Origin of the sequence: Streptomyces sp. ActVer (genome assembly GCF_027270795.1) — a bacterium.
In the GTDB taxonomy this organism is placed as follows: Bacteria; Actinomycetota; Actinomycetes; order Streptomycetales; family Streptomycetaceae; genus Streptomyces; species Streptomyces umbrinus_A.
The window spans coordinates 1-21,162 of sequence record NZ_JAPWHT010000154.1; the positions used below are offsets into that span (position 1 = coordinate 1).

Annotated in this window: 18 protein-coding genes; 7 read left to right on the forward strand and 11 right to left on the reverse strand. The window is 71.2% G+C overall.

Translation table 11 applies throughout. The features are described from left to right. A partial coding sequence (locus tag O3Q52_RS24490; protein ID WP_332112936.1) for a helix-hairpin-helix domain-containing protein occupies positions 1-1,352 on the reverse strand: 1,352 nt, incomplete at its 3' end. Then, on the reverse strand, positions 1,349-2,332 hold the full coding sequence (locus O3Q52_RS24495; protein ID WP_269650906.1) for an aldo/keto reductase: 984 nt from the start codon (positions 2,330-2,332) through the stop codon (positions 1,349-1,351). The genes O3Q52_RS24495 and O3Q52_RS24490, both read right to left, overlap by 4 nt. 150 nt (positions 2,333-2,482) lie before the next feature. Here O3Q52_RS24495 and O3Q52_RS24500 point away from each other — a divergent pair, with 150 nt between their 5' ends. After that, positions 2,483-3,538, forward strand: coding sequence for an LLM class F420-dependent oxidoreductase (locus tag O3Q52_RS24500; protein ID WP_269650907.1), 1,056 nt, complete (start codon positions 2,483-2,485; stop codon positions 3,536-3,538). Positions 3,539-3,783: 245 nt separating this feature from the next. After that, complete coding sequence (locus O3Q52_RS24505; protein ID WP_269650908.1) at positions 3,784-4,572, forward strand: ferritin-like domain-containing protein; 789 nt, start codon at positions 3,784-3,786, stop codon at positions 4,570-4,572. A 64-nt stretch (positions 4,573-4,636) separates the two neighbouring features. Here the strand turns inward: O3Q52_RS24505 and corA are convergent, their stop codons facing one another. Beyond that, positions 4,637-5,635 (reverse strand): magnesium/cobalt transporter CorA, encoded by a 999-nt coding sequence (gene corA / locus O3Q52_RS24510; protein WP_269650909.1) that lies wholly within the window; start codon positions 5,633-5,635, stop codon positions 4,637-4,639. A gap of 62 nt (positions 5,636-5,697) precedes the next feature. Here corA and O3Q52_RS24515 point away from each other — a divergent pair, with 62 nt between their 5' ends. The 4 genes from O3Q52_RS24515 to mshC all read left to right on the forward strand — a co-directional run bounded on the left by O3Q52_RS24515 (position 5,698) and on the right by mshC (position 9,187). After that, positions 5,698-6,384 carry a histidine phosphatase family protein gene (locus tag O3Q52_RS24515; protein WP_269650910.1) on the forward strand — a complete coding sequence of 229 codons (687 nt, stop codon included), beginning with the start codon at positions 5,698-5,700 and terminating at the stop codon, positions 6,382-6,384. A 103-nt stretch (positions 6,385-6,487) separates the two neighbouring features. Next, on the forward strand, positions 6,488-7,078 hold the full coding sequence (locus O3Q52_RS24520) for a DUF3090 domain-containing protein (RefSeq protein WP_055613325.1): 591 nt from the start codon (positions 6,488-6,490) through the stop codon (positions 7,076-7,078). Next, positions 7,042-7,857, forward strand: a complete 816-nt coding sequence (locus tag O3Q52_RS24525; RefSeq protein WP_269650911.1) for an SCO1664 family protein — start codon at positions 7,042-7,044, stop codon at positions 7,855-7,857. The genes O3Q52_RS24520 and O3Q52_RS24525 overlap by 37 nt, the downstream gene beginning before the upstream one ends. A gap of 100 nt (positions 7,858-7,957) precedes the next feature. Then, positions 7,958-9,187: a cysteine--1-D-myo-inosityl 2-amino-2-deoxy-alpha-D-glucopyranoside ligase gene (mshC, locus tag O3Q52_RS24530; protein WP_269650912.1), complete on the forward strand. Its 1,230-nt coding sequence runs from the start codon at positions 7,958-7,960 to the stop codon at positions 9,185-9,187. Between the two features lie 84 nt (positions 9,188-9,271). On the opposite strand, the gene O3Q52_RS24535 is transcribed toward mshC, so the two are convergent. After that, positions 9,272-9,958, reverse strand: coding sequence for a hypothetical protein (locus O3Q52_RS24535; protein ID WP_269650913.1), 687 nt, complete (start codon positions 9,956-9,958; stop codon positions 9,272-9,274). 97 nt (positions 9,959-10,055) lie between these two features. Then, positions 10,056-11,804, reverse strand: a complete 1,749-nt coding sequence (locus O3Q52_RS24540) for a S8 family peptidase (protein WP_269650914.1) — start codon at positions 11,802-11,804, stop codon at positions 10,056-10,058. 304 nt (positions 11,805-12,108) lie between these two features. Between O3Q52_RS24540 and O3Q52_RS24545 the strand changes: the two genes are divergently transcribed. Continuing rightward, positions 12,109-13,098 carry an SMP-30/gluconolactonase/LRE family protein gene (locus O3Q52_RS24545; protein WP_269650915.1) on the forward strand — a complete coding sequence of 330 codons (990 nt, stop codon included), beginning with the start codon at positions 12,109-12,111 and terminating at the stop codon, positions 13,096-13,098. 87 nt (positions 13,099-13,185) lie between these two features. Here O3Q52_RS24545 and O3Q52_RS24550 read toward each other — a convergent pair whose 3' ends face one another. The 6 genes from O3Q52_RS24550 to glpK form a co-directional block, all read right to left on the reverse strand. Continuing rightward, positions 13,186-14,394, reverse strand: a complete 1,209-nt coding sequence (locus tag O3Q52_RS24550; protein WP_269650916.1) for a PAC2 family protein — start codon at positions 14,392-14,394, stop codon at positions 13,186-13,188. 491 nt (positions 14,395-14,885) lie between these two features. Further along, the gene (locus O3Q52_RS24555) at positions 14,886-15,557 is read right to left on the reverse strand and encodes a FadR/GntR family transcriptional regulator (RefSeq protein WP_269650917.1); all 672 of its coding nucleotides are present in this window, start codon (positions 15,555-15,557) and stop codon (positions 14,886-14,888) included. Between the two features lie 97 nt (positions 15,558-15,654). After that, positions 15,655-16,989 (reverse strand): amidohydrolase, encoded by a 1,335-nt coding sequence (locus O3Q52_RS24560; protein WP_269650918.1) that lies wholly within the window; start codon positions 16,987-16,989, stop codon positions 15,655-15,657. Then, complete coding sequence (locus tag O3Q52_RS24565; RefSeq protein WP_269650919.1) at positions 16,986-17,738, reverse strand: purine-nucleoside phosphorylase; 753 nt, start codon at positions 17,736-17,738, stop codon at positions 16,986-16,988. The genes O3Q52_RS24560 and O3Q52_RS24565 overlap by 4 nt, the downstream gene beginning before the upstream one ends. Positions 17,739-17,943: 205 nt before the next feature. After that, positions 17,944-19,569 carry a glycerol-3-phosphate dehydrogenase/oxidase gene (locus O3Q52_RS24570; protein WP_269650920.1) on the reverse strand — a complete coding sequence of 542 codons (1,626 nt, stop codon included), beginning with the start codon at positions 19,567-19,569 and terminating at the stop codon, positions 17,944-17,946. Positions 19,570-19,575: 6 nt separating this feature from the next. Further along, positions 19,576-21,144: a glycerol kinase GlpK gene (gene glpK, locus O3Q52_RS24575; protein ID WP_269650921.1), complete on the reverse strand. Its 1,569-nt coding sequence runs from the start codon at positions 21,142-21,144 to the stop codon at positions 19,576-19,578. Between the last annotated feature and the right edge of the window lie 18 nt (positions 21,145-21,162).

Sequence of the window (21,162 nt, forward strand, 5' to 3'; positions counted from 1 at the left end):
CAGGGGTCAACCGGAGGGTCGATCCGTAACCGGTGCTCGTACTCCCCAAGGTGGAGGCCCGATTCGACTTGGCGCTTTGACCGGGCGGCCGCGGCCAGGGCCGTCGGCTCCGCGCGGGACGCCTCGCCGCCGGTGTGCAGGACGAGGCCGTGGCTCGATACCGCGCGGATCAGCTCGGCGGCGGGGCCGGTCGCGGCCGACTCCCAGTCCGCGGCCGAACCGTCTTCCTTGGGCAGTGAGTTGACCACCCGGGCGAGCCCGTCGGCGAGGCTCTCCTCGGCGAGCGCGTACCGCTCCAGACCGATGAGGACGCGGACCGGACGCTCCGCCTCGCCCTCTTCGCCCTCGCCCTCGTCCTCGGAGGGAACGGGAGCCGGTGGTGCGCCGGGCTCGTCCAGCGCGTCCTGGAAGACCAAGGCGTCGCCCTCGGCGAGGGCGCTCTGCACGGCGGCGTCGGGATCCGGCACCGAGCGCTGTGCGAGGGCCGCGTGGAGTGCCTGGGCCTCCAGCGCCGTGTGCCCGGCGAGGGCCGCCTGCTCCAGGAGCCATACCGTGACCGCCCGGCCCCGCCGCTCGTCGTCGGGACCGCACTCCGCGCCGAGCAGCGCCCGGGCGAACCCGTCGGCCTGCTCGGGCCTGACCCCGGCCACGCGCAGCAACTGCCAGGGATCCTCGCGAAGTTGCGTGTCCGCTCCCTCGCCGAGGACTGTGGCGACCTGCGCCGCCAACGCCTCCGGGGCGCCGCCCTCGACGAGCACGGCCCGTACGGTGTCGACGGCCTCTGAGGCCACCGGTGCGGGCGTGGCGGAGGGCATGGCCTGGGGCTGGCGCACCGGCTCCGGCGCGGACCTGCGCGGTGCGGGCTCCGGCTCGCTGAAGACGCTCGCCGGAGGCTTCTCCCCGCTCTCCACCGCCCTTACGGCGGCGAGCAGATCGGCGGCCTTGCCGCTCAGGCGCGCCCCGGCCTGGACCGGCCCCTCCTTCTCCGCCTTCCGCCGCTCGATCCGCTCACGCAACTCCCGCTGCGCCGCCAACTCGGCCTCGGCCTCGGACAACTGGGCCGCGGTGTCACCCGCGGCGGCGTCACCGTCCGCGGCCTTGTCGCCGGACTCGGCCGCGTCTCCTTCGGGCCCGTCTTCTTCCGATTCTTCGGAGGCACCGCTTCCGTCCGCGGAGCCCTCGGCCGCGTCGCCCTCACCCGCGTCCGACGCGGCGGTCTCATGGGTCTCGGCGTCCGGTCGAGTCCCGGTCTCGTCCGGTCGAGCCCCGGCCTCGGGCCCTCCGGACTCGGGGCCCGCGCTCGGCGTCCCCGGCTCGGCTTCCTCCGCGGCGGCGGACGGCTCCGTGGTCACAGCGTGCTCCAGTCGTGATCGGGATAGTGGTGCACCGGCGCTGACACATCGTCGAGCGCTCGGCAGATCTCGTCAGGAAGACTAAGGGTCTCCACTGACAACGCGGCCGTGAGCTGCAGCGCGTTGCGCGCGCCGACGATCGGGGCGGCCACGCCGGGCCGGTCGCGGACCCATGCGAGGGCCACCTGGAGCGGCGTCACCGCGAGGCCGTCGGCGGCCGTCGCCACCGCGTCCACGATGCTGCTCGCCGCGTCGTCCAGGTACGGCGCGACGAACGGCGCCAGTTGTTCCGACGCGCCCCGCGAGTCCGCCGGCGTCGCGTGCCGGTACTTGCCCGTCAGGACACCGCGGCCCAGGGGAGAGGACGGCAGCAGACCGATGCCGAGGTCCAGCGCCGCGGGCAGCACCTCGCGCTCGACGCCGCGCTGCAGCAGTGAGTACTCCATCTGCGTACTGGCCAGGCGCGTGCGTATCCCGGGCGCCGCGAGCTGCCAGGTGGCCGCCTTCGCGAGCTGCCAGCCGCAGAAGTTGGAGACCCCGGCATACCGCGCGCGGCCGCTGCTGACAGCGATGTCGAGGGCCTGCAAGGTCTCCTCCAGGGGCGCCTCGGGGTCGAAGGCGTGGATCTGCCACAGGTCCACGTAGTCCGTGCCGAGCCGCGCCAGCGAGGCGTCGAGCGCGGACAGCAGATGCCCCCGCGACCCGTCGAAGCGCCGGTCCGGATCGGGCACGCTCCCCGCCTTCGTCGAGATCACCAGGTCCCGGCGCGGCACCAGGCCCTCCATGAGCTGGCCGAGGAGGTACTCGGCCTCCCCGTCCCCGTACACATCGGCCGTGTCGACGAGCGTCCCGCCCGCTTCCCAGAACCCCTTCAACAGGTCCGCGGCGTCGTGCTCGTCGGTGTCCCTGCCCCAGGTGAGGGTGCCGAGTCCGATGCGGGACACGCGAAGGCCGGTACGGCCGAGATGCCTCTGCTCCATGTGGGCTGAGATTACTGGCCAGAAGTCGGTGCGTGGGGCCCTGTGGACAACCGGGATCCCGTGATCCCCAACCCGGTCCCTGCCACTGGGCCCACCGGCGCGCTAGGGTGCCGCACAAGGGACGTTACTGATCAGTAAGGGGAATCGGCCATGCAGCTCGGGATCAACCTCGGCTACTGGGGTGCCGGAATGGACGCGGACAACCTCGCCGTGGCCAAGGAGGCCGACCGGCTGGGCTACGCGGTCTGCTGGGCCGCCGAGGCGTACGGATCGGACGCGGCCACCGTGCTCACCTGGGTCGCCGCCCAGACCGAGCGCATCGACGTCGGCTCGGCCATCTTCCAGATCCCGGCCCGTCAGCCCGCGATGACCGCGATGACCGCCGCCACCCTCGACTCGCTCTCCGGCGGCCGCTTACGCCTGGGCCTCGGCGTCTCCGGACCGCAGGTCTCCGAGGGCTGGTACGGCGTCAAGTTCGACAAGCCGCTGGCCCGCACCCGCGAGTACGTCGAGATCATCCGCAAGGCGATGACCCGCGAGCGCCTTTCGTACGAGGGCACGCACTGGACCCTCCCGCTGCCCGGCGGCCCCGGCAAGCCGCTCAAGCTGACCGTGCACCCGGAGCGCGAGCACATCCCGCTCTACATCGCCGCGATCGGCCCGAAGAACCTGGAGCAGACCGGCGAGATCGCCGACGGCGCCCTGCTGATCTTCCCGTCCGCCGACCACCTGGAGGACACCGCGATCAAGCACCTGCGCGCGGGCCGCGAGAAGGCCGGGCTGACCATGGACGGCTTCGACGTCTGCCCGACGCTGCCGCTGGCACTCGGCGAGGACAAGGACGTACCGGCCCTGGCCGACATGTTCCGCCCGTACACCGCGCTCTACGTGGGCGGCATGGGCAGCCGCAAGCAGAACTTCTACAACCAGCTCGCCCAGCGCATGGGCTACGAGAAGGAGGCCGCCGAGATCCAGGACAAGTACCTGGCCGGAGACAAGGAGGGCGCGGCCGCCGCCATTCCGCAGCAGCTCATCGACCAGACCACGCTGCTCGGCTCCGTGGACCGTATCGCGGACCGGATGAAGGCCTACGCGGCCGCCGGGGTCACCACGCTCACGCTGGCCCCCGCGGGCTTCACGCTGGACGACCGGATCGCCTCGCTCCGGGCCGGGACCGACGCCCTGGAGCGGGCCGGACTCGCATAACGCCGTCCAAAGCGGGACGGGAGAGGTTCCGCGGCCGTGGTGGGGGCTCGGGGGGTCTTCCCCGCCACGGCCGTCACGGAGAACAACGCGCCACGGCCCGCTCGGTTACGCGCCTCTCATACCCCTCGCGTCCACCGTTCGGCGGAATTGTCCGACACAGGTGTTGCCGCGCCCCTGGCTGCCCATTTGACTCGTTCTTTGCGGAGTCCCGCACGGAGGTGGGAGCCCGCATGGAGGTGGCACACATGCTTTCGGCCAAGAGTCTTTTCCAGGAGATCGTCGACAACGACGAGTCGTTCCGGCTCTTCTGTTCCATCGCCGCCAGCGGGGAGACCCAGGGAGGCTGGGAGAACGCACGGATCGCGGCCCTCGTCCCGGAGAGCGAACGCGCCCTCGCATCCAAGATCACCCGGCACGGCGCCGACGAGGACAAGCACGGGCGGATCTTCAACGCGCTGATGAGGAAGCGGGGCGTCACACCCGTCGAGATCCCGCCCGGGACCGACTACACGATGCTCCTGGAGAAGAACGGCATCGGCCTCGCGCATGACAAGCTCAAGCGCGACGAGCCGCTCACCGTGCAGGACATCGTCACCTACCTCTCCCACAGCAGGGTCACCGAGCAGCGCGCGGCCGACCAGATGGTGATGCTGCGCAAGGACTTCGGGGACCACCCGGAGATCGGCAAGGCCGTGCGGATGATCTCCAACGACGAGGACAACCACCTCGCGTACTGCCACGAGGAACTGCTGCGCTTCGCGGCCGCGGGCCACGGCCGGGCCATCCAGCGGACCCTGCGCGAGTGCGCGCTCGCCGAGATCCGCATCTACCGGGACGTCAGCCTCGCCGTGATGGGCCACATGGGGCGCATCCTCGGCTGGCCGAAGCCCAAGGCGTCGGCGCTCGCCGCGGGCATCCACGCCATGTACCTGTACGAGCGGGTCTTCGGCTGGCGGCGCATGGTCTCGCTTGCCGTGCCGGAGCGGCGCGACGCCCTTGGCGGCCCGGCCTCGACGGCACCCGAGTTCGCCTGAGCGTGGCCCACGCGCGCGTGCTGCCCCGTACGCGGCACGCGCGCGTGGAGCTCGACCGGCGCGACTACAGCCAGCCGCGCCGCTTGAAGAGCCGGAACAGCAGCACCTCCAGCACCGCCATCAGCAGGATGACCGCCGGATAGGCCCACACCCAGTGCAGCTCCGGCATGTGGTCGAAGTTCATGCCGTAGATCCCCGCGATCATCGTGGGGACCGCGGCCATGGCCGCCCACGCGGAGATCTTCCGCATGTCGTCGTTCTGCCGCACGCTCATCTGCGCGAGATGCGCCGACAGGACGTCCGAGACCAGCCGGTCCAGTCCCTCCACGGAATCGTTCACCCGGGCCAGGTGGTCGCTGACGTCCCGGAAGAAGGGCTGTGCCTTGTCGTGGACGAACGGCACACCCGGGCCGGAGACGCCCGAGCCCGCGAGGCGGGACAGCGGCACGGACAGCGGTCCGGTGGCCCTGCGGAACTCCAGGACCTGCCGCTTGAAGGTGTAGATCCGGGACGCGGTGTGCCGGGAGCCGCCGTCGTTCGGCGAGAACACCTCCGCCTCGACCTCCTCCAGGTCGGTCTGCAGCTCGGTCGCCACCTCCAGATAGTGGTCGACGGTGTCGTCGGCTATCGAGTAGAGCACCGCCGTCGGGCCGAGGCGCGTCATGTCCGGGTTCTGCTCCAGACGGTGTCGTACGGCCTTGAGCGGCGAGCCCTCACCGTGCCGCACGGTCACCACGAAGGAATCGCCCAGGAAGATCATGAGCTCCCCGGAGGAGACGGCGTCGCTGTCCGGCTCGTACGTCACCGGCTTGAGCACCACGAACAGGGAGTCGTCGTACACCTCAAGCTTGGGCCGCTGGTGCGCCTTCAGGGCGTCCTCGACCGCCAGCGGATGCAGCCCGAACTCCTCGGTGACGAGATCGAACTCCCGCTCGGTCGGCTCGTACAGCCCGATCCACACGAACGCGTTTCCCGAGGCACGCGCGGCGTCCAGGGCGTCCGAGAGGTCCTCCGGGCCCTCCGTCCGGTGCCCGTCGCGATAGACGGCAGAGTCGACGATCACGGAGCGCATTCTCCCGCCGCCAGGGACCCGGCGCACTCGGGCCGCAGCCTAGGCTGGGCCGCATGCCCACCTTGATCCTCGTCCGGCACGGACGCTCCACCGCCAACACCGCGGGACTGCTGGCCGGGTGGACGCCCGGCGTGGCCCTCGACGAGCGAGGGGCCGCGCAGGCCGCCGCGCTGCCCGGGCGTCTCGCGGAACTGCCGATCGCCGAGGTCGTCAGCAGCCCCCTGCAACGCTGCCAGGAAACGATTCAGCCGCTCCTCGACGCCCGCCCCGGGCTGCGGGTCCACTCCGACGACCGGATCGGGGAGGCCCACTACGGCGACTGGTCCGGCCGCAAGCTCGCCGAGCTGTCGGGCGAGCCGCTGATGGAGGTCGTGCAGACGCACCCCTCCGCCGCCGCCTTCCCGGGCGGCGAGTCCATGCGCGCCATGCAGACCCGGGCCGCCGAGGCGGTACGGGAGTGGAACGCGCGCGTCGAGCGCGATCACGGCGGTGACGCGGTATACCTCATGTGCTCGCACGGCGACATCATCAAGTCTCTTGTCGCGGACGCCCTCGGTCTTCATCTCGACCTCTTCCAACGGATCTCCGTAGAACCGTGTTCCATCACCGCGATCCGTTACACACGACTGCGGCCATTTCTCGTTCGCCTCGGCGACACCGGCGATTTCACGTCGCTCGCGCCGCGGGAGGAACCCCCGGCCCAGGACGCCACGGTCGGGGGCGGTGCGGGCGCACCGTGATCGTCGGCCGCAGTAGGGTGAAGCGGTCGAAGCAGCGCAGCAGTTGTCAGCAGCAGTCGCAGTCGACGGCAGAAGCAGTCGATCGATCCAATGGAGACAGGACGTGTCCCGTCAGGTGTTCCTCTACGACCCGCCGGACCGTTTCGTGGCCGGCACGGTCGGGCTGCCAGGGCGCCGTACCTTCTTCCTGCAGGCCTCCTCAGGACCCCGGGTGACCAGTGTGGCCCTGGAGAAGACGCAGGTCGCGGCGCTCGCCGAACGGATGGACGAGCTTCTCGACGAGGTCGTACGGCGTACCGGGGGCAGCGCTCCCGTCCCGGCGATGGCCCCGACGGAGGTCTCCGACACCGCCCCGCTCGAAGCTCCCGTCGAGGAGGAGTTCCGGGTCGGCACCATGGCGCTGGCCTGGGACGGTGACGAGCAGCGCATGATCGTCGAGGCCCAGGCGCTCGTGGAGCTGGACGCCGATTCCGAGGAGGACCTCGCCGAGGCGGAGGAAAGGCTCCTGCAGGACGAGGAGAACGGTCCGCCGATGCTGCGGGTCCGCCTCACCGGCGCCCAGGCCCGTGCCTTCGCCAAGCGCGCCCTCGACGTCGTCAACGCCGGCCGGCCGCCCTGCCCGCTGTGCAGTCTCCCGCTAGACCCGGAAGGACACGTATGTCCGCGCCAGAACGGATACCGCCGCGAAGCGTGACCACGGCCGAGCTGCTCGCCGAGGGTGAGCTGACCGTGCGCGGACGCATCCGTGAGGCCTCCAACGCGGTGCTGCTGTGCGATGTGACGTACGAGGGACAGAAAGCTTCCTGCGTCTACAAGCCGGTGGCCGGCGAGCGCCCGCTGTGGGACTTCCCCGACGGGAACCTCGCCCAGCGGGAGGTCGCGGCCTACGAGGTGTCCGAGGCGACCGGCTGGGGGCTCGTCCCGACCACGATCCTGCGCGACGGGCCGTACGGCGAGGGCATGTGCCAGCTCTGGATCGACCCGGTGTCCGAGGGCTCGGAGCTGCTCGCGCTGGTCGACGGCGAGGAGCCCGGCGAGGGCTGGAAGGCCGTCGGATTCGCCGAGGTCGGCGAGGGGCGCACCGCGCTGCTCGTGCACGCCGACGACGAGCGGCTGCGCAGGCTGGCCGTCCTCGACGTGGTGATCAACAACGGTGACCGCAAGGGCGGGCATCTGCTGCCCGCGCCCGAGGGCCGGCTGTTCGGGATCGACCACGGGGTCACCTTCAACGCCGACAACAAGCTGCGGACGCTGCTGTGGGGCTGGGCGGGGGAGAAGCTCACCCCCGAGGCCGTGGAGGTCCTGGAGCGGCTCAGGGGCGCCCTGGACGGGGCGCTGGGCGTGCGCCTGGGGGAGCTGATCACCGCGGCCGAACTGGACGCCACGCGCGCGCGTGTGGCCGGCCTGCTCGGCTCGGGTCGCCATCCGGAGCCCTCGGGGGAGTGGCCCGCGATCCCGTGGCCGCCCGTCTAGTCGGGGCCGCACACCCCGGATCCGTACGCAAGAGGGCCTTCCCGGCCATCTGGCCTGGTCCGGTTCGTATACGGAACATCCGTCCGGTTAGGCTCAAGACATGCATGCCTGGCCCGCTTCCGACGTCCCTGCCCTGCCCGGCAAGGGCCGCGACCTCCGGATCCACGACACCGCGACCGGTGGTCCTGTGACCCTCGACCCCGGTCCCGTCGCCCGTATCTACGTCTGCGGCATCACTCCGTACGACGCGACCCATCTGGGTCACGCGGCGACCTACAACGCGTTCGACCTCGTTCAGCGCGTGTGGCTCGACACCAAGCGGCAGGTTCACTACGTCCAGAACGTGACGGACGTCGACGATCCGCTGCTGGAGCGCGCCGCGCGGGACAACGTCGACTGGGTCTCCCTCGCAGAGAAGGAGACCACCCTCTTCCGCGAGGACATGACCGCCCTGCGGATGCTGCCCCCGAAGCACTACATCGGCGCCGTCGAGGCCATACCCGGGATCGTCCCGCTGGTCGAGCGACTGCGGGACGCGGGTGCGGCGTACGAACTCGAAGGGGACGTCTACTTCTCCGTCGAGTCCGACCCGCACTTCGGCCAGGTGTCCAACCTGGACGCGGCGGCGATGCGGCTGCTGTCCGCCGAGCGCGGCGGCGACCCGGACCGTCCGGGGAAGAAGAACCCCCTCGACCCGATGCTGTGGATGGCCGCCCGCGAGGGCGAGCCGAGCTGGGACGGCGCCTCGCTCGGGCAGGGCCGGCCCGGCTGGCACATCGAGTGCGTCGCGATCGCCCTCGACCACCTGGGCATGGGCTTCGACGTGCAGGGCGGCGGCTCCGACCTCGCCTTCCCGCACCACGAGATGGGCGCCTCCCACGCGCAGGCGCTGACCGGCGAGTTCCCGATGGCCAAGGCGTACGTGCACGCCGGCATGGTCGCCCTCGACGGCGAGAAGATGTCCAAGTCCAAGGGCAATCTGGTCTTCGTGTCGACTCTCCGGCGTGACGGCGTCGACCCGGCGGCCATCCGGCTCGCCCTGCTCTCGCACCACTACCGGGCCGACTGGGAGTGGACCGACCAGGTGCTCCAGGACGCCCTCACGCGCCTGGAGCGCTGGCGGGCCGCCGTGTCGCGGCCCGACGGCCCGTCCGCCGAGGCGCTCGTCGAGGAGATGCGCGAGGCCCTCGCGAACGACCTGGACGCGCCGGCCGCGCTCGCGGCGGTCGACCGCTGGGCCGACCTCCAGGCCGAGCGCGGTGGCACGGACGAGGGCGCCCCCGGCGTCGTCTCCCGTGCCGTGGACGCCCTGTTGGGCGTAGCCCTCTAGCAACGCCGGGCGCCGGACGGGTCGTTGCCCGTCCGGCGCCCTCTGTGCGGTGGGTCCGTCGTGCTACCTGCTCACGATGACGGCCTACTTGTTCACGATGACGGCCTGGATCGTGTTGCTCGTGGAGTCGTAGATCCCGATGATCTGCTGGCCGAAGGCGAAGGCCTCCTGGACCTCGTCATGCGTCACCTGGTTCGGGTTGACCAGCGGACGCCAGCCCTGGTTGATGTACAGGTAGAGGATCGACGGCTGGCCCGGCAGCGGCGTGACGACGTCCCAGAAGTGCTCGGCCACACCACTCGTCAGCGCCGCGGCCTCGACCGCGCTGCGCACGATCAACGGCTGGCCCTGGCCCTGCTGTTGCTGCTGCTGTCCGCCGAGCTGCTGGAGCAGCTGCTGGAACGGCTGCTGCTGGCCGAGCTGCTGGAGCTGCTGCTGCAGGTGCTGCGGAAGCTGGTGCTGAGGGTGCTGGGGGATCTGCTGCTGGCCCATGCCCTGCTGACCGATTCCCTGCTGGCCGATGCCCTGTTGTCCGAAGGGCTGCTGCTGACCCATGCCCTGCGGGCCGAACGGCTGCTGCATCTGCTGTCCGAAGGGCTGCTGTTGCTGCTGCCCGAACGGCATCTGCTGGCCGTAGCCCTGCTGCTGGCCCTGTTGCCCCTGCTGCTGCGGGGGAGCCGTGCTCGGGCTCTGCTGCTGACCTTGCTGGCCCTGGAGTTGGCCCTGCTGGCCCTGCTGGCCCTGCTGGCTCATCTGCGGGGTGGTGCTCATGCGGGTGCCACCTTCCCTCAATTGTTGAGCGATGGTTGGTCGTTGAGCGATGGTCGGTCTTGCGCCGGACGGCTGGTCCGGGGAACGGCCGGTCGCGTCAGCCCGTGACGACCAGGCCGACGATCTCGTCGTCCGAGAACCAGACGCGTACGTCGGGCCGTCCGCCCGCGAAGGCGGAGTGCACCGCCTGGCGGATCTCGGCGGACGGGTTGTTCAGGCTCCGCCAGTCACCGGCCACGAACAGCCGGAGCCTGGGCGGGAGTTCACGGGGATACGGCAGCAACTCGTCCCAGTACCGTTCGGCCTGGCCCGAGCCGACCGCCTCCGGCAGCAGATGGGCGACCGCCGCCTTGATGTCGGGCCGGTTGCCGATCCGCTGCGACGCGGGCCGGCCCGGCGCGTCCTGCTGCGGGGAGCCGGTGTCCCGCAGCAGCCTGCGCGCCCGCTCCGGGTCCATCGGTTCTTGGCCGGCCGCCCTGAGCATGCCCTGCAGCGCGGCCAGGGCGCCCACCACCACCGGGGAGGCGGAGGAGGTCCCGGAGAACGTGTCGGTGAACCAGGCGATCTCCTCGGCGCCGCCCTGCAGGTCACCGGGCTTGTCCCAGAAGCCGCCGGTCGTGGTGACCTCACGGCCCCAGCCCTGCGCGTCCACCCGCGCCCCGTAGTTGGAGAACGCCAGACGCGAGCGGTCCGGGCCGTGGTCGCGGCCGTGGGTACCGGGCGGCGGCGCGCCCGCACCGACCACGATCGCGCCCGAGGACTGGTTGGACGGGTTGAACGGGTTGCGCCACCACTCAGGGAACTCGTCGGGCCGGCGCTCGTACACCGCGTCGTCCAGGGACTCCCCGCCGTTGCCCGCGGCCTCCACCACCAGGATGCCCTTGGCGGTCGCGTACCGGATGGCCGCGAAGTCGTCCGGCCACCATTCCAGCGCGATGTAGCCGCGCTGGTCGTCGCGCACCGCGAAGTCGAACCGCGTTCCCGGGCGGTGCAGTTCGATCAGGATGATGTCCCCGGCGCTGAGCCGGTCGGCCGCCGCGTGGATCGCGGCCGCGGAGCCGATGCCGTGGAACGACGCGGCGGCGGTCACCGTGTCCGGCACGATGCCGGTGATCCCGTACTCGTTGCGGTCGCCGCCGATCACACCGATGACGGCGGTGCCGTGGTTGCGCCAGGCCAGGTCCTGGATCGGGGTGCCGACCACGACACCCGCGAGTTTGGCGGCCAGGTCCTCGTGGCCGAGCTGCCAGGCGCCCTCCACGTCGATCACGGTGACGCCCTGGCCGGAACCGCCGGGCCGCTGCCAGGCCCAGTGCGCGTCCACACCCTCGGGCGCGGGGCGCAGATAGCCCTGGCGGCTGGTGAAGTCCGGTGTGACGGGGGCGCCTTCCTTGCGCCGCCGGCTCTCGTCGGTGCTGTGTCCCACGGACCCCACCGAGGCCGGTACGGCACCCGGCTTCACATACGCCGTGGCGATCTCGGGCAGTGCCGCGATCCTCGAACGCAGCTCCTGGGCCCGGCTCTCGACGCCGCGTACGCGATAGAAGAGCCCGAGGTCGGGCAGTGTCTCGGCGCCCGGGGCCGAGGGCTGGGCCGCCGACTGCAGCCGCTCCTCGCTGCCGAACAGCGGTTGCAGGGCGAGCTGTTCGTCGCTGAGGAACATGTTCAGTGCCGACACGTCGGCGCCGGCCGCCGAACGGACCCCTTCGGCCTCGGCGCGCAGCCGGGCCTCGGGCCGTGCGACGACGATCAGTTCCTGCTCTGCTCCTCGGTAGGTGAATCCCGCTCCGTCGGGCCCTGGCCCGGACGCTCCCGGGCCCTGCGCGGGCTGTGCCTGGTCGGTCATCGCGTGCCGCTCCCTTCGGTCCGTGCAAGTGCTTGTGCGGGTGCTGGAGTTGTCGAGAGTCGTGCCTCCGGTCGGTGTCCTCCGGGGCACACCTTGCTCCTCCCGGACCGACTCGTCCACCCCCGAGTTCGCCAACTGCGTTTGAGAACAAGTTGAATTGGGTACCGTGCTCAATCCGTCCTGAAACAGATGTCACGTCACAATCCGGCCAAAGACAGCGGAGACGGTTGTCATGTGATGGGGTGACAGCGTCTGTTGACCGTCGGGCCGGCCCTGCGCCGGCCCTCCCGTGGAAGGACGCACAGTGGCACTCGCAGACCGTTCCTTCGCACGTCGAAGACTCCTCACCACGGCCGCCGCCCTGGGAGGAGCGGCACTCCTGGGCGGCACGGCGCACGCGGCCGAATCGCCGGAGAAGGGACCGCGGAAAGGTCCGCGGAAGGGATCGCAGAAGAACTGGCCGGACCGGTTCCCGCTGCCCAACGGCTTCCAGCCGGAGGGCATAGCCATCGGCTCCGCCCCGTTCGCGTACTTCGGGTCGCTGGCCAACGGCGACATCTACCGTGCGAGCCTCGCCACCGGGCGCGGCTCCGTCATCAGCAAGGGGCCCGGCGCCGGACACCCCAGCGTGGGACTGAAGATCGACCGGCACGGCCGCCTGTTCGTCAGCGGCGGGGCAGGCGGCGATCTGCGTACCGTCGACGTCCGTACGGGAGAGATCGAGAAGTCGTACGCCGTCGGCGGCACGTTCGTGAACGACGTGATCCTCACGCCGGGCGCCGCCTGGTTCACCGACTCCTTCGCGCCGCAGCTCTACCGGCTGGCGCTCGACCGGCACGGCAGGCCCGGGGCCGTCAGGACCGTACCGCTCGGCGGTGACTGGCAGCAGGGCACGGGCTTCACCGCCAACGGGATCGAGCGCACACCGGACGGCAGCGCGCTCCTGGTGGTGAACGCCTTCGCCGACGGCGGCACGCTGATGCGCGTCGACCCGCGCACCGGAGCCGCCGCCGCGGTCGACCTCGGCGGAGCCAAGATCCCCAACGGCGACGGGCTGTTGCTCCTCGGCCGGACTCTCTACGTCGTCCAGCAACAGCAGAACGCGATCGACGTGTTCCGGCTGAACTCCACCGGCACCAAGGGCACGGTGATCACCCGGATCACCGACCCGCGCTTCCGGATCCCGACGACGGCCGCGGCGTCGCGCGACCGCCTCTACCTGCCGAACGCGCGCTTCGATGTCGAGCCGACGCCCGACACGGAGTACGACGCGGTGGCGGTGCGTCAGGTCTGACGCGCGAGGGGCGGCGCGCCCGACGCGCGCCGCCCCTTCGCCCGGTCGATATCGCCCGGGCAGTCCCGCTCCGGCGGTCTTGCCGGGTCAGTCCTCCGAGGAATCCGAAGAACCGGAGTCCGAGGATCCGGAGCCTGAGCCGGACCCTGAGGAGCCGGAGGACTCTGAGCCCGAGGATTCGGCGTCCGAAGCGTCGGAAGCCTCCGAGGAGCCGGACGTCCCCTTCGCGCCGGACGAACCCGTCGCACCGGACGCCCCCGACGCGTCGCCGTCGGAGGAGTCCGACGAGCCCGACGAGCCGGAGGTGCCGTCGTCGGTGGTCCCCTCCGTGCCGTCCGTGGCCTCCGGCCGCAGTGGCCTCGGCGCCCGGGCGCGGCCGCCCGGGCCCTCCCTGAGGTACGAGGCGGGATCGCCGCTCTCCGTGGCGTGGCTGCCGGGCGGCGAAGCCGGACCGCCCCCGTCCCGTCTGCGCAGATACCGCTCGAACTCGCGGGCGATCGCCTCGCCCGACGCCTCCGGCAGCTCGGCGGTGTCCCGGGCCTCCTCCAGCGTCTGTACGTACTCCGCGACCTCGCTGTCCTCGGCGGCCAGTTGGTCCACGCCCAGCTGCCAGGCCCGCGCGTCCTCGGGCAGTTCGCCCAGCGGGATGCGCATGTCGATGAGGTCCTCAAGGCGGTTGAGGAGGGCCAGCGTCGCCTTGGGGTTCGGCGGCTGCGAGACGTAGTGCGGCACGGCCGCCCACAGCGAGACCGCCGGTACGCCCGCGTGCGTGCACGCCTCCTGGAGGATGCCGACGATGCCCGTGGGGCCCTCGTACTTGGTCTCCTCCAGGTCCATCGTGCGGGCCAGGTCCGGGTCGGACGTGACGCCGCTGACCGGGACCGGACGGGTGTGCGGAGTGTCGCCCAGCAGGGCGCCCAGGATGACGACCAGCTCGACGCCCAGCTCATGGGCGAAGCCGAGCAGTTCGTTGCAGAACGAGCGCCAGCGCATCGACGGCTCGATGCCCCTCACCAGCACCAGGTCACGCGGCTTCTCGCCGCCGACCCGGACCACCGACAACCTTGTCGTCGGCCAGGTGATCTTGCGGACTCCGCCGTCCAGCCACACGGTCGGGCGGTTCACCTGGAAGTCGTAGTAGTCCTCGGCGTCGAGCGCCGCGAACACCTCGCCCTTCCACTCCCTGTCCAGATGCGCGACCGCGGTGGAGGCGGCGTCGCCGGCGTCGTTCCAGCCCTCGAACGCGGCCACCATGACCGGGTCGACCAGCTCGGGAACCCCCTCGAGCTCGATCACCCAGCGCCTCCTTCCGACGTGCCCTCGCGTACGCCCCAACCTTACGGCTTGCGTGGGGACCGCCCGCAGCCCCCTTGCATGGGGGAGTGACCGCATCACTGCCCCGTTCGTCCCCCCCGAACACCCCGCAGTCATCCGAGCTGTCCCGGGACAACTCCGACCGCGGGTCCGGACGTTGTTTCGAGGTGGTGCCATACGTCGGACGAACGCAAGAGATCCGATGTCCCGGACCGCCCGAGGAGACGAGGCCGCGCATAGGGACGACCGTCACCGGCTGCGTGGCCCACGCGACCCCGGCGGGCTCACGGTTCGTGACCGGAGGAAGCGACACCGACCAGGAAATTCACCCACTCGTGTGGGCGGGCGCCGATCCCTGCCGGGCCCGACGCTCGTACGGAAGGCTCCGTTGCGCGGCAGCGACATCCTGCCGGCGGCGCAGCTCGCGGAACGGGAGTCCACAACGCCGGACGCAACGCCGGACGCAACGCCGGTCACAACGTCGAGCGCAGCCACTGCTCCACGCTCGCGATGTGCACGGTCGCCCAGGAGCGGGCGGCCTCCGCGTCGCGGTCGCGCAGCGCGCTGAGGATCGCGCGGTGCTCGTGGAGCGTCCGGCTGACCGCGTCCTCCTGCGTCAGGCCGCGCCAGATACGGGCGCGGGTCGTGGGACCGGACAGGCCGTCGAGGAGGGAGCAGAGCACCGAGTTGCCGGAGGACTGGACGATGCCCCGGTGGAACTCCAGGTCGCAGGCGACGAGTTCCTCCACCGAGGGCGCGCCGCCCAGCGCGTCCAACTGGGCGGTGAGTGCGTCCAGTTGCTGCTCGCTGATCCGCAGCGCCGCCATCGCCGTCGCGGCCGGTTCCAGGATGCGGCGTACCGCGAGGAACTCCAGGACCGTGTCGTCGCGGTGGAAGTCCACGACGAAACTCAGCGCTTCGAGGAGGAGCTGCGGGTCCAGGCTCGTGACGTACGTGCCGTCGCCCTGCCGCACGTCCAGGATGCGGATCAGGGACAGTGCCCGCACCGCCTCCCGCAGGGAGTTGCGGGACAGGCCCAGATCGGCGGCGAGCTCGCTCTCCTTGGGAAGGCGGTCGCCGGGGCGCAGCGCGCCGGAGACGATCATTCCCTTGATCTTCTCGATCGCCTCATCGGTGACTGCCATGGCGGGCCTCCCTGTCGATCAGATATGTCGCTCAGACATCCGATGTCTTATTATGCGGCTTCCGTCGCCCCGGAGAGCCCGTCAGTGACGATCACGATCACACAAGGTCGGACGGTGACACGAGGGCCGCCAGATCCGCAAGCGCGGCGGCCTCGTCGAGCGTCGTGAGCGTACGGCCGCGCATCAGGATCCGCCCGTCGACGACCGTGTCCCGTACGTCCGAGGCGCGCGCCGAGTACGCCAGGGTCGACCACGGATCGTGGCGCGGCGCCAGATGCGGACCGCCCAGGTCCAGGACGATCAGGTCGGCCCGCTTGCCCGCCTCCAGCGACCCCAGGTGGGCGTCGAGGCCCAGCGCGCGGGCGCCCCCGATGGTGGCCATGCGCACCGCCTGCTCGGCGCCGACCGCAGTCGGGTCGCCGGCCGCCTTGTGCACCAGGGCGGCCGTGCCCAGCACGCGCAGGACGTCCAGCGTGTTGGAGCTGACCGCGCCGTCCGTGCCCAGACCGACGGTCACCCCCGCGTCCAGCAGCCGGGGCACCTGGGCGATGCCGCAGCCCAGCTTGAGGTTCGACACCGGGCAGTGGGCGACCGAGGTGCCGGTCCGGGCGAGCGCCGCGATCTCGGGGCCGGCCAGGTCCACGGTGTGGGCCAGCAGCAGATCGGGGCCGAGCAGCCCGAGCGAGTCGAGCAGCTCCACCGGACGCCTGCCGTAGCGTTCCTCGACGGTCGCGACCTCGGTGGCGTTCTCCGCCGCGTGGATGTGCAGCAACGCGCCGAACTCCCTTGCCAGCGCGGCGATTTCGGTGAGCCGGGCGGGGGAGAGGGTGTAGGTGGAGTGCGCGAAGAGCACGGGACGCGTACCGGGCCGCCGCGCTCGGCCGGCCAGGTCCCGGCGCGCCCACTCCAGCCGGTCCCCGTACGCGATGCCGTCGGCCGGGGCCGGTAGGTCCATGAAGGTCGGCCCCGTGTGCAGCCGCCAGCCCGCCTCGCACGCGACCCGCTCGGCCGCCTCGTGGAACCAGTACATGTCGAGCGCCGAGGTCATCCCCGCCCGTACGCTCTCGGCGATCGCGACCCGGACCGCCGCCGCGACGTTCTCCGCCGACAGCAGCTCGCTCTCCCAGCGGATCACCCGCTCAAGGAAATCCTGCAGCGTCACGTCGTCGGCGCGGCCGCGCAGCAGGGTCATCGCCAGGTGGGTGTGCGCGTTGACCAGGCCCGGGAGCACCAGACAGCCGGTCGCGTCGAGGTCGTCGGCGGCCCGGTAGCGTGCCCGCAGTTCCGCGGCCGGTCCGACCGCGAGGATCTTGCCGTCACGGACGGCCACGGCTCCGGCGGGTACGACCGTGCCGGCCGCGTCGACGGTGAGGATGTCCCCGCCGTGGACCAACAGGTCGGCGCGGGCGGTCCGTTGGGCGGGAACGCTCACAGCGCTTCCCCTTCCGCGAGCAGGCGCAGGGCTTCGAGGGAGACCACACTGCCGCGCGCCACGCCCGCCGCGACGACCTCGCGATGCGGGTCGTAGCCGCCGGTGGTTGTCCGGTCGACGAGTTCGTCCGCGTTCACGCCGTCGATGACGAGCGCTCCGCCCGCGGTCAGTCCGCGCAGGGAGGCCGTGACGAGCAGTGCCGACAGCTCCATCTCGATGGCGGCGAGCCCCGCCCCGTCGTACCAGGTCAGGGGTATCAGTCCCGGCTGGAAGGCGGCCCGCGTCCATACGAAGCCCCGGTGGTGCGGGGCGCCCTGCTCGCGCGCCGCCCGCTGGAGCGCGAGCACCGCCTCGGGCGCGGCCACCGCCGGATACTCGGGCGGCAGCAACTGCTGGGTCACCCCGTCGTCGCGTACGGCCGCCTCCGCTATCACCAGATCGCCGTCACGGATCCCGGGCCGCATCGCACCCGCCGTGCCGAACCGCAGGATCGTGCGCACCCCGGCGTCGGCCAGCTCCTGGAAGAGCAGGATCGCACCGGGCCCGCCGACACCGTGCGAGGCGACGACGACCGGCAGCCCCTTCCAACTCCCGCTGAGCACACGGTATTCACGGTGGTACGAGACCTCCTGCGCCCCGTCGAGCAGCGCGGCGACGGCCGCGGCCCGTGCCGGGTCACCGACCACCACGGCGTGCGGGGGCAGCCCGGTGCGGGGTATCCGGGTGATGGGCAGGAGGTCCTGCGTCATGAAGCGACTCCAGTCGTACGGCCGGTGCGGCGACGGCGCTGCGCCGTGCTCAGTGACGGATCGTCAAAAGTGCCCCGCACACCGAAGATCGTACGCAGCAGGAAGCGGAGGACTTCGAAGCACCGGCCCGCCGGGCCGCGGCGGACATGCCGAAGGGCGGCTCCCCCCGTGGGAGCCGCCCTTCGGACGTGGTGTGGCTGTTCGGCTACTTCTCGTCGAGCAGGTCCTGCACCTTGCCCCGTACCTCGTCCGTCGCGAGGCCGCGGATCGTCAGCGTCGTACGGCGGCGCAGTACGTCGTCCGCCGTCTCTGCCCACTCGTTGTCACGCGCGTACACGACCTGCGCCCAGATCTCGGGGGCGTCCGGGTGGACGCGCTCGGCCAGCTCCGGGTGGTCGTTGGCCAGGCGAGCGATGTCGAAGGCCAGCGAGCCGTAGTGCGTGGAGAGGTGCCTGGCGGTGTCGGCGCCCATGCGCGGGCCGGGGGCCGGACCGTCGACCAGGAGGCGGTGCGCGACCGCGCGCGGGTTGGCGACACCCGGCAGCGGCAGCTTCTTCGGCAGCTCGGAGATCGGCTCGAAGTCCTCGCCGAGCGGACGGCCCGGCAGCGACTCCAGCTTCTTCATGACCGTCCGGCCGATGTGCCGGAAGGTCGTCCACTTGCCGCCCGCGACGGACAGCATGCCGCCCCGGCCCTCGGTGACGACCGTCTCCCGCTTGGCCTTCGACGTGTCGCCGGGACCGCCCGGCAGCACCCGCAGACCCGCGAAGGAGTACGTGATCAGGTCACGGGACAACTGCTGGTCGCGGATGGAGAACGCGGCCTCGTCGAGGATCTGGGATATGTCCTTCTCGTTGACCGAGACGTCCGCCGGGTCGCCCTCGTACGCCTCGTCTGTCGTGCCGAGGAGCAGCATGTCCTCCCAGGGGAGGGCGAACGTGATGCGGTACTTGTCGATCGGGGTCGCCAGCGCGGCCTTCCAGGGGGAGGTGCGCTTGAGGACCAGGTGCGCGCCCTTCGACAGGCGGATGGACGGCGCCGCGTTCTCGTCCTCCATCTTCCGCAGGTGGTCGACCCACGGCCCGGTCGCGTTCAGCACGAGACGGGCCGACACGCCGAACTCCTCGCCGGAGAGCCGGTCCCTGAGCTCCGCGCCGGTCACCCGTCCCCGGGTGAAGCGCAGGCCCGTGACCTCGGCGTGGTTGAGCACGGTGGCACCGGACTCGACGGCCCCGCGGACCGTCATGAGCGCCATCCGGGAGTCGTTCATCTGGTCGTCGCCGTACACGGCCACGGCCTTGAGGTTGTCCGTACGCAGCTCGGGCACGTCCTGCGCGGCCTTCGACGGCGAGAGCAGATGCCCCACGCCGTCACCGAAGGCCGACAGCGCCGAGTACGCGAAGACACCCGCGCCCAGCTTCGCCGCGCCGTGCGGCCCGCCCTTGTACACGGGGAGGTAGAACGTGAGCGGATTCGCCAGGTGGGGGGCCACCTGACGGGAGACCGCACGGCGCTCGAAGTGGTTCTCCGCCACCAGCTTCACCGCGCCGGTCTGCAGATAGCGCAGACCGCCGTGGAGCAGCTTGGAGGAGGCGGAGGAGGTCGCGCCGGCGAAGTCGCCGGCGTCGACCAGGGCCACCCGCAGGCCCGACTGTGCGGCATGCCAGGCGGTGGAGATGCCCAGAATCCCGCCACCGATCACCAGGAGGTCGTATGTCGCCTTGGACAACTGCTCCCGGGTCTCGGCACGGCTCACTGCCTTGAAACCGTAGGCGGCGGAGCCGTTGGCCGGGTGCGTCCCAAGAGCCGGGACACTCTGCAGGGTGGTCATTGCGAATTACTCCTCGTCAGCGTCGTCTTCGAGCCAGCCCATGGTCCGCTCGACGGCCTTGAGCCAGCTCTTGTACTCACGGTCGCGGGTCTCCGCGGCCATGTTCGGGGTCCACTCGGCGGCCCTGCGCCAGTTGGCGCGCAGGTCCTCGGTGTTGGTCCAGAAGCCGACGGCGAGACCGGCGGCGTAGGCGGCGCCGAGGCAGGTGGTCTCGGCGACCATCGGGCGCACCACGGGGGCGTCCAGGACGTCGGCCAGGGTCTGCATCAGCAGGTTGTTGGAGGTCATGCCGCCGTCGACCTTGAGGGCCGTGAGCTCGACGCCGGAGTCCTTCGTCATGGCGTCGCTGATCTCACGGGTCTGCCAGGCCGTGGCCTCCAGGACGGCGCGCGCGATGTGCGCCTTGGTGACGTACCGGGTCAGACCGGCGATCACACCGCGGGCGTCGGGGCGCCAGTACGGGGCGAACAGACCGGAGAAGGCCGGCACGAAGTACGCGCCGCCGTTGTCCTCGACCGACAGCGCGAGCGTCTCGATCTCGGCGGCGGACTTGATCAGGCCCATCTGGTCGCGCATCCACTGGACGAGCGAGCCGGTGACGGCGATGGAACCCTCGAGGGCGTAGACCGGCTTCTGGTCGCCGATCTGGTAGCCGACGGTGGTCAGCAGGCCGCTGTAGGAGTTGATGAGCTTGTCACCGGTGTTCATCAGCATGAACGTGCCGGTGCCGTACGTGGACTTGGCCTCGCCCTCGGAGAAACAGGTCTGGCCGAAGAGGGCCGCCTGCTGGTCGCCGAGCGCCGAGGCGACCGGGATGCCGCCGAGCAGGTCGCCCAGCTTGCCGCCGGTGATCTCGCCGTAGACCTCGGCGGAGGAGCGGATCTCGGGCAGCATCGCCAGCGGAACACCGATGGACTCGGCGATCTTCGGGTCCCACTGCATGGTGTGCAGGTTCATCAGCATGGTGCGGGAGGCGTTGGTGACGTCGGTGACGTGCCGGCCGCCGTTCACACCGCCCGTCAGGTTCCAGATGACCCAGCTGTCCATGGTGCCGAAGAGGATGTCTCCGGCCTCGGCGCGCTCGCGCAGGCCCTCGACGTTGTCGAGCAGCCAGCGGGCCTTCGGACCGGCGAAGTACGAGGCCAGCGGCAGGCCCGTCTCGCGGCGGAAGCGGTCCTGGCCGACGTTGCGGCCGAGCTCCTTGCAGAGCGCGTCGGTGCGGGTGTCCTGCCAGACGAGCGCGTTGTGGACGGGCTCACCGGTGTTCTTGTCCCACAGCAGCGTCGTCTCGCGCTGGTTGGTGATGCCGATGGCCTTGATGTCGTCGCGGGTGATGCCGGCCTTCGCGATGGCCGAGGCGACGACCTCCTCGACGTTGGTCCAGATCTCGGTGGCGTTGTGCTCGACCCAGCCCGGCTTCGGGAAGATCTGCTCGTGCTCCTTCTGATCGACGGAGACGATGCGTCCGTCGCGGTCGAAGACGATGCAGCGGCTGGAGGTGGTGCCCTGGTCGATGGCGGCGATGAACGGCCCTGCGCCGTGGGAATGCGTGGCGGCGGTGTGCGCGTCGGTCACGGTGTGCTCCTGAAAGTC

Coding starts and splice junctions, on each gene's coding strand:
- O3Q52_RS24495 (WP_269650906.1), bottom strand. CDS start 2,332: ATGGAGCAGAGGCATCTCGGCCGTACCGGCCTTCGCGTGTCCCGCATC.
- O3Q52_RS24500 (WP_269650907.1), top strand. CDS start 2,483: ATGCAGCTCGGGATCAACCTCGGCTACTGGGGTGCCGGAATGGACGCG.
- O3Q52_RS24505 (WP_269650908.1), top strand. CDS start 3,784: ATGCTTTCGGCCAAGAGTCTTTTCCAGGAGATCGTCGACAACGACGAG.
- O3Q52_RS24515 (WP_269650910.1), top strand. CDS start 5,698: ATGCCCACCTTGATCCTCGTCCGGCACGGACGCTCCACCGCCAACACC.
- O3Q52_RS24525 (WP_269650911.1), top strand. CDS start 7,042: ATGTCCGCGCCAGAACGGATACCGCCGCGAAGCGTGACCACGGCCGAG.
- mshC (WP_269650912.1), top strand. CDS start 7,958: ATGCATGCCTGGCCCGCTTCCGACGTCCCTGCCCTGCCCGGCAAGGGC.
- O3Q52_RS24535 (WP_269650913.1), bottom strand. CDS start 9,958: ATGAGCACCACCCCGCAGATGAGCCAGCAGGGCCAGCAGGGCCAGCAG.
- O3Q52_RS24540 (WP_269650914.1), bottom strand. CDS start 11,804: ATGACCGACCAGGCACAGCCCGCGCAGGGCCCGGGAGCGTCCGGGCCA.
- O3Q52_RS24555 (WP_269650917.1), bottom strand. CDS start 15,557: ATGGCAGTCACCGATGAGGCGATCGAGAAGATCAAGGGAATGATCGTC.
- O3Q52_RS24565 (WP_269650919.1), bottom strand. CDS start 17,738: ATGACGCAGGACCTCCTGCCCATCACCCGGATACCCCGCACCGGGCTG.
- O3Q52_RS24570 (WP_269650920.1), bottom strand. CDS start 19,569: ATGACCACCCTGCAGAGTGTCCCGGCTCTTGGGACGCACCCGGCCAAC.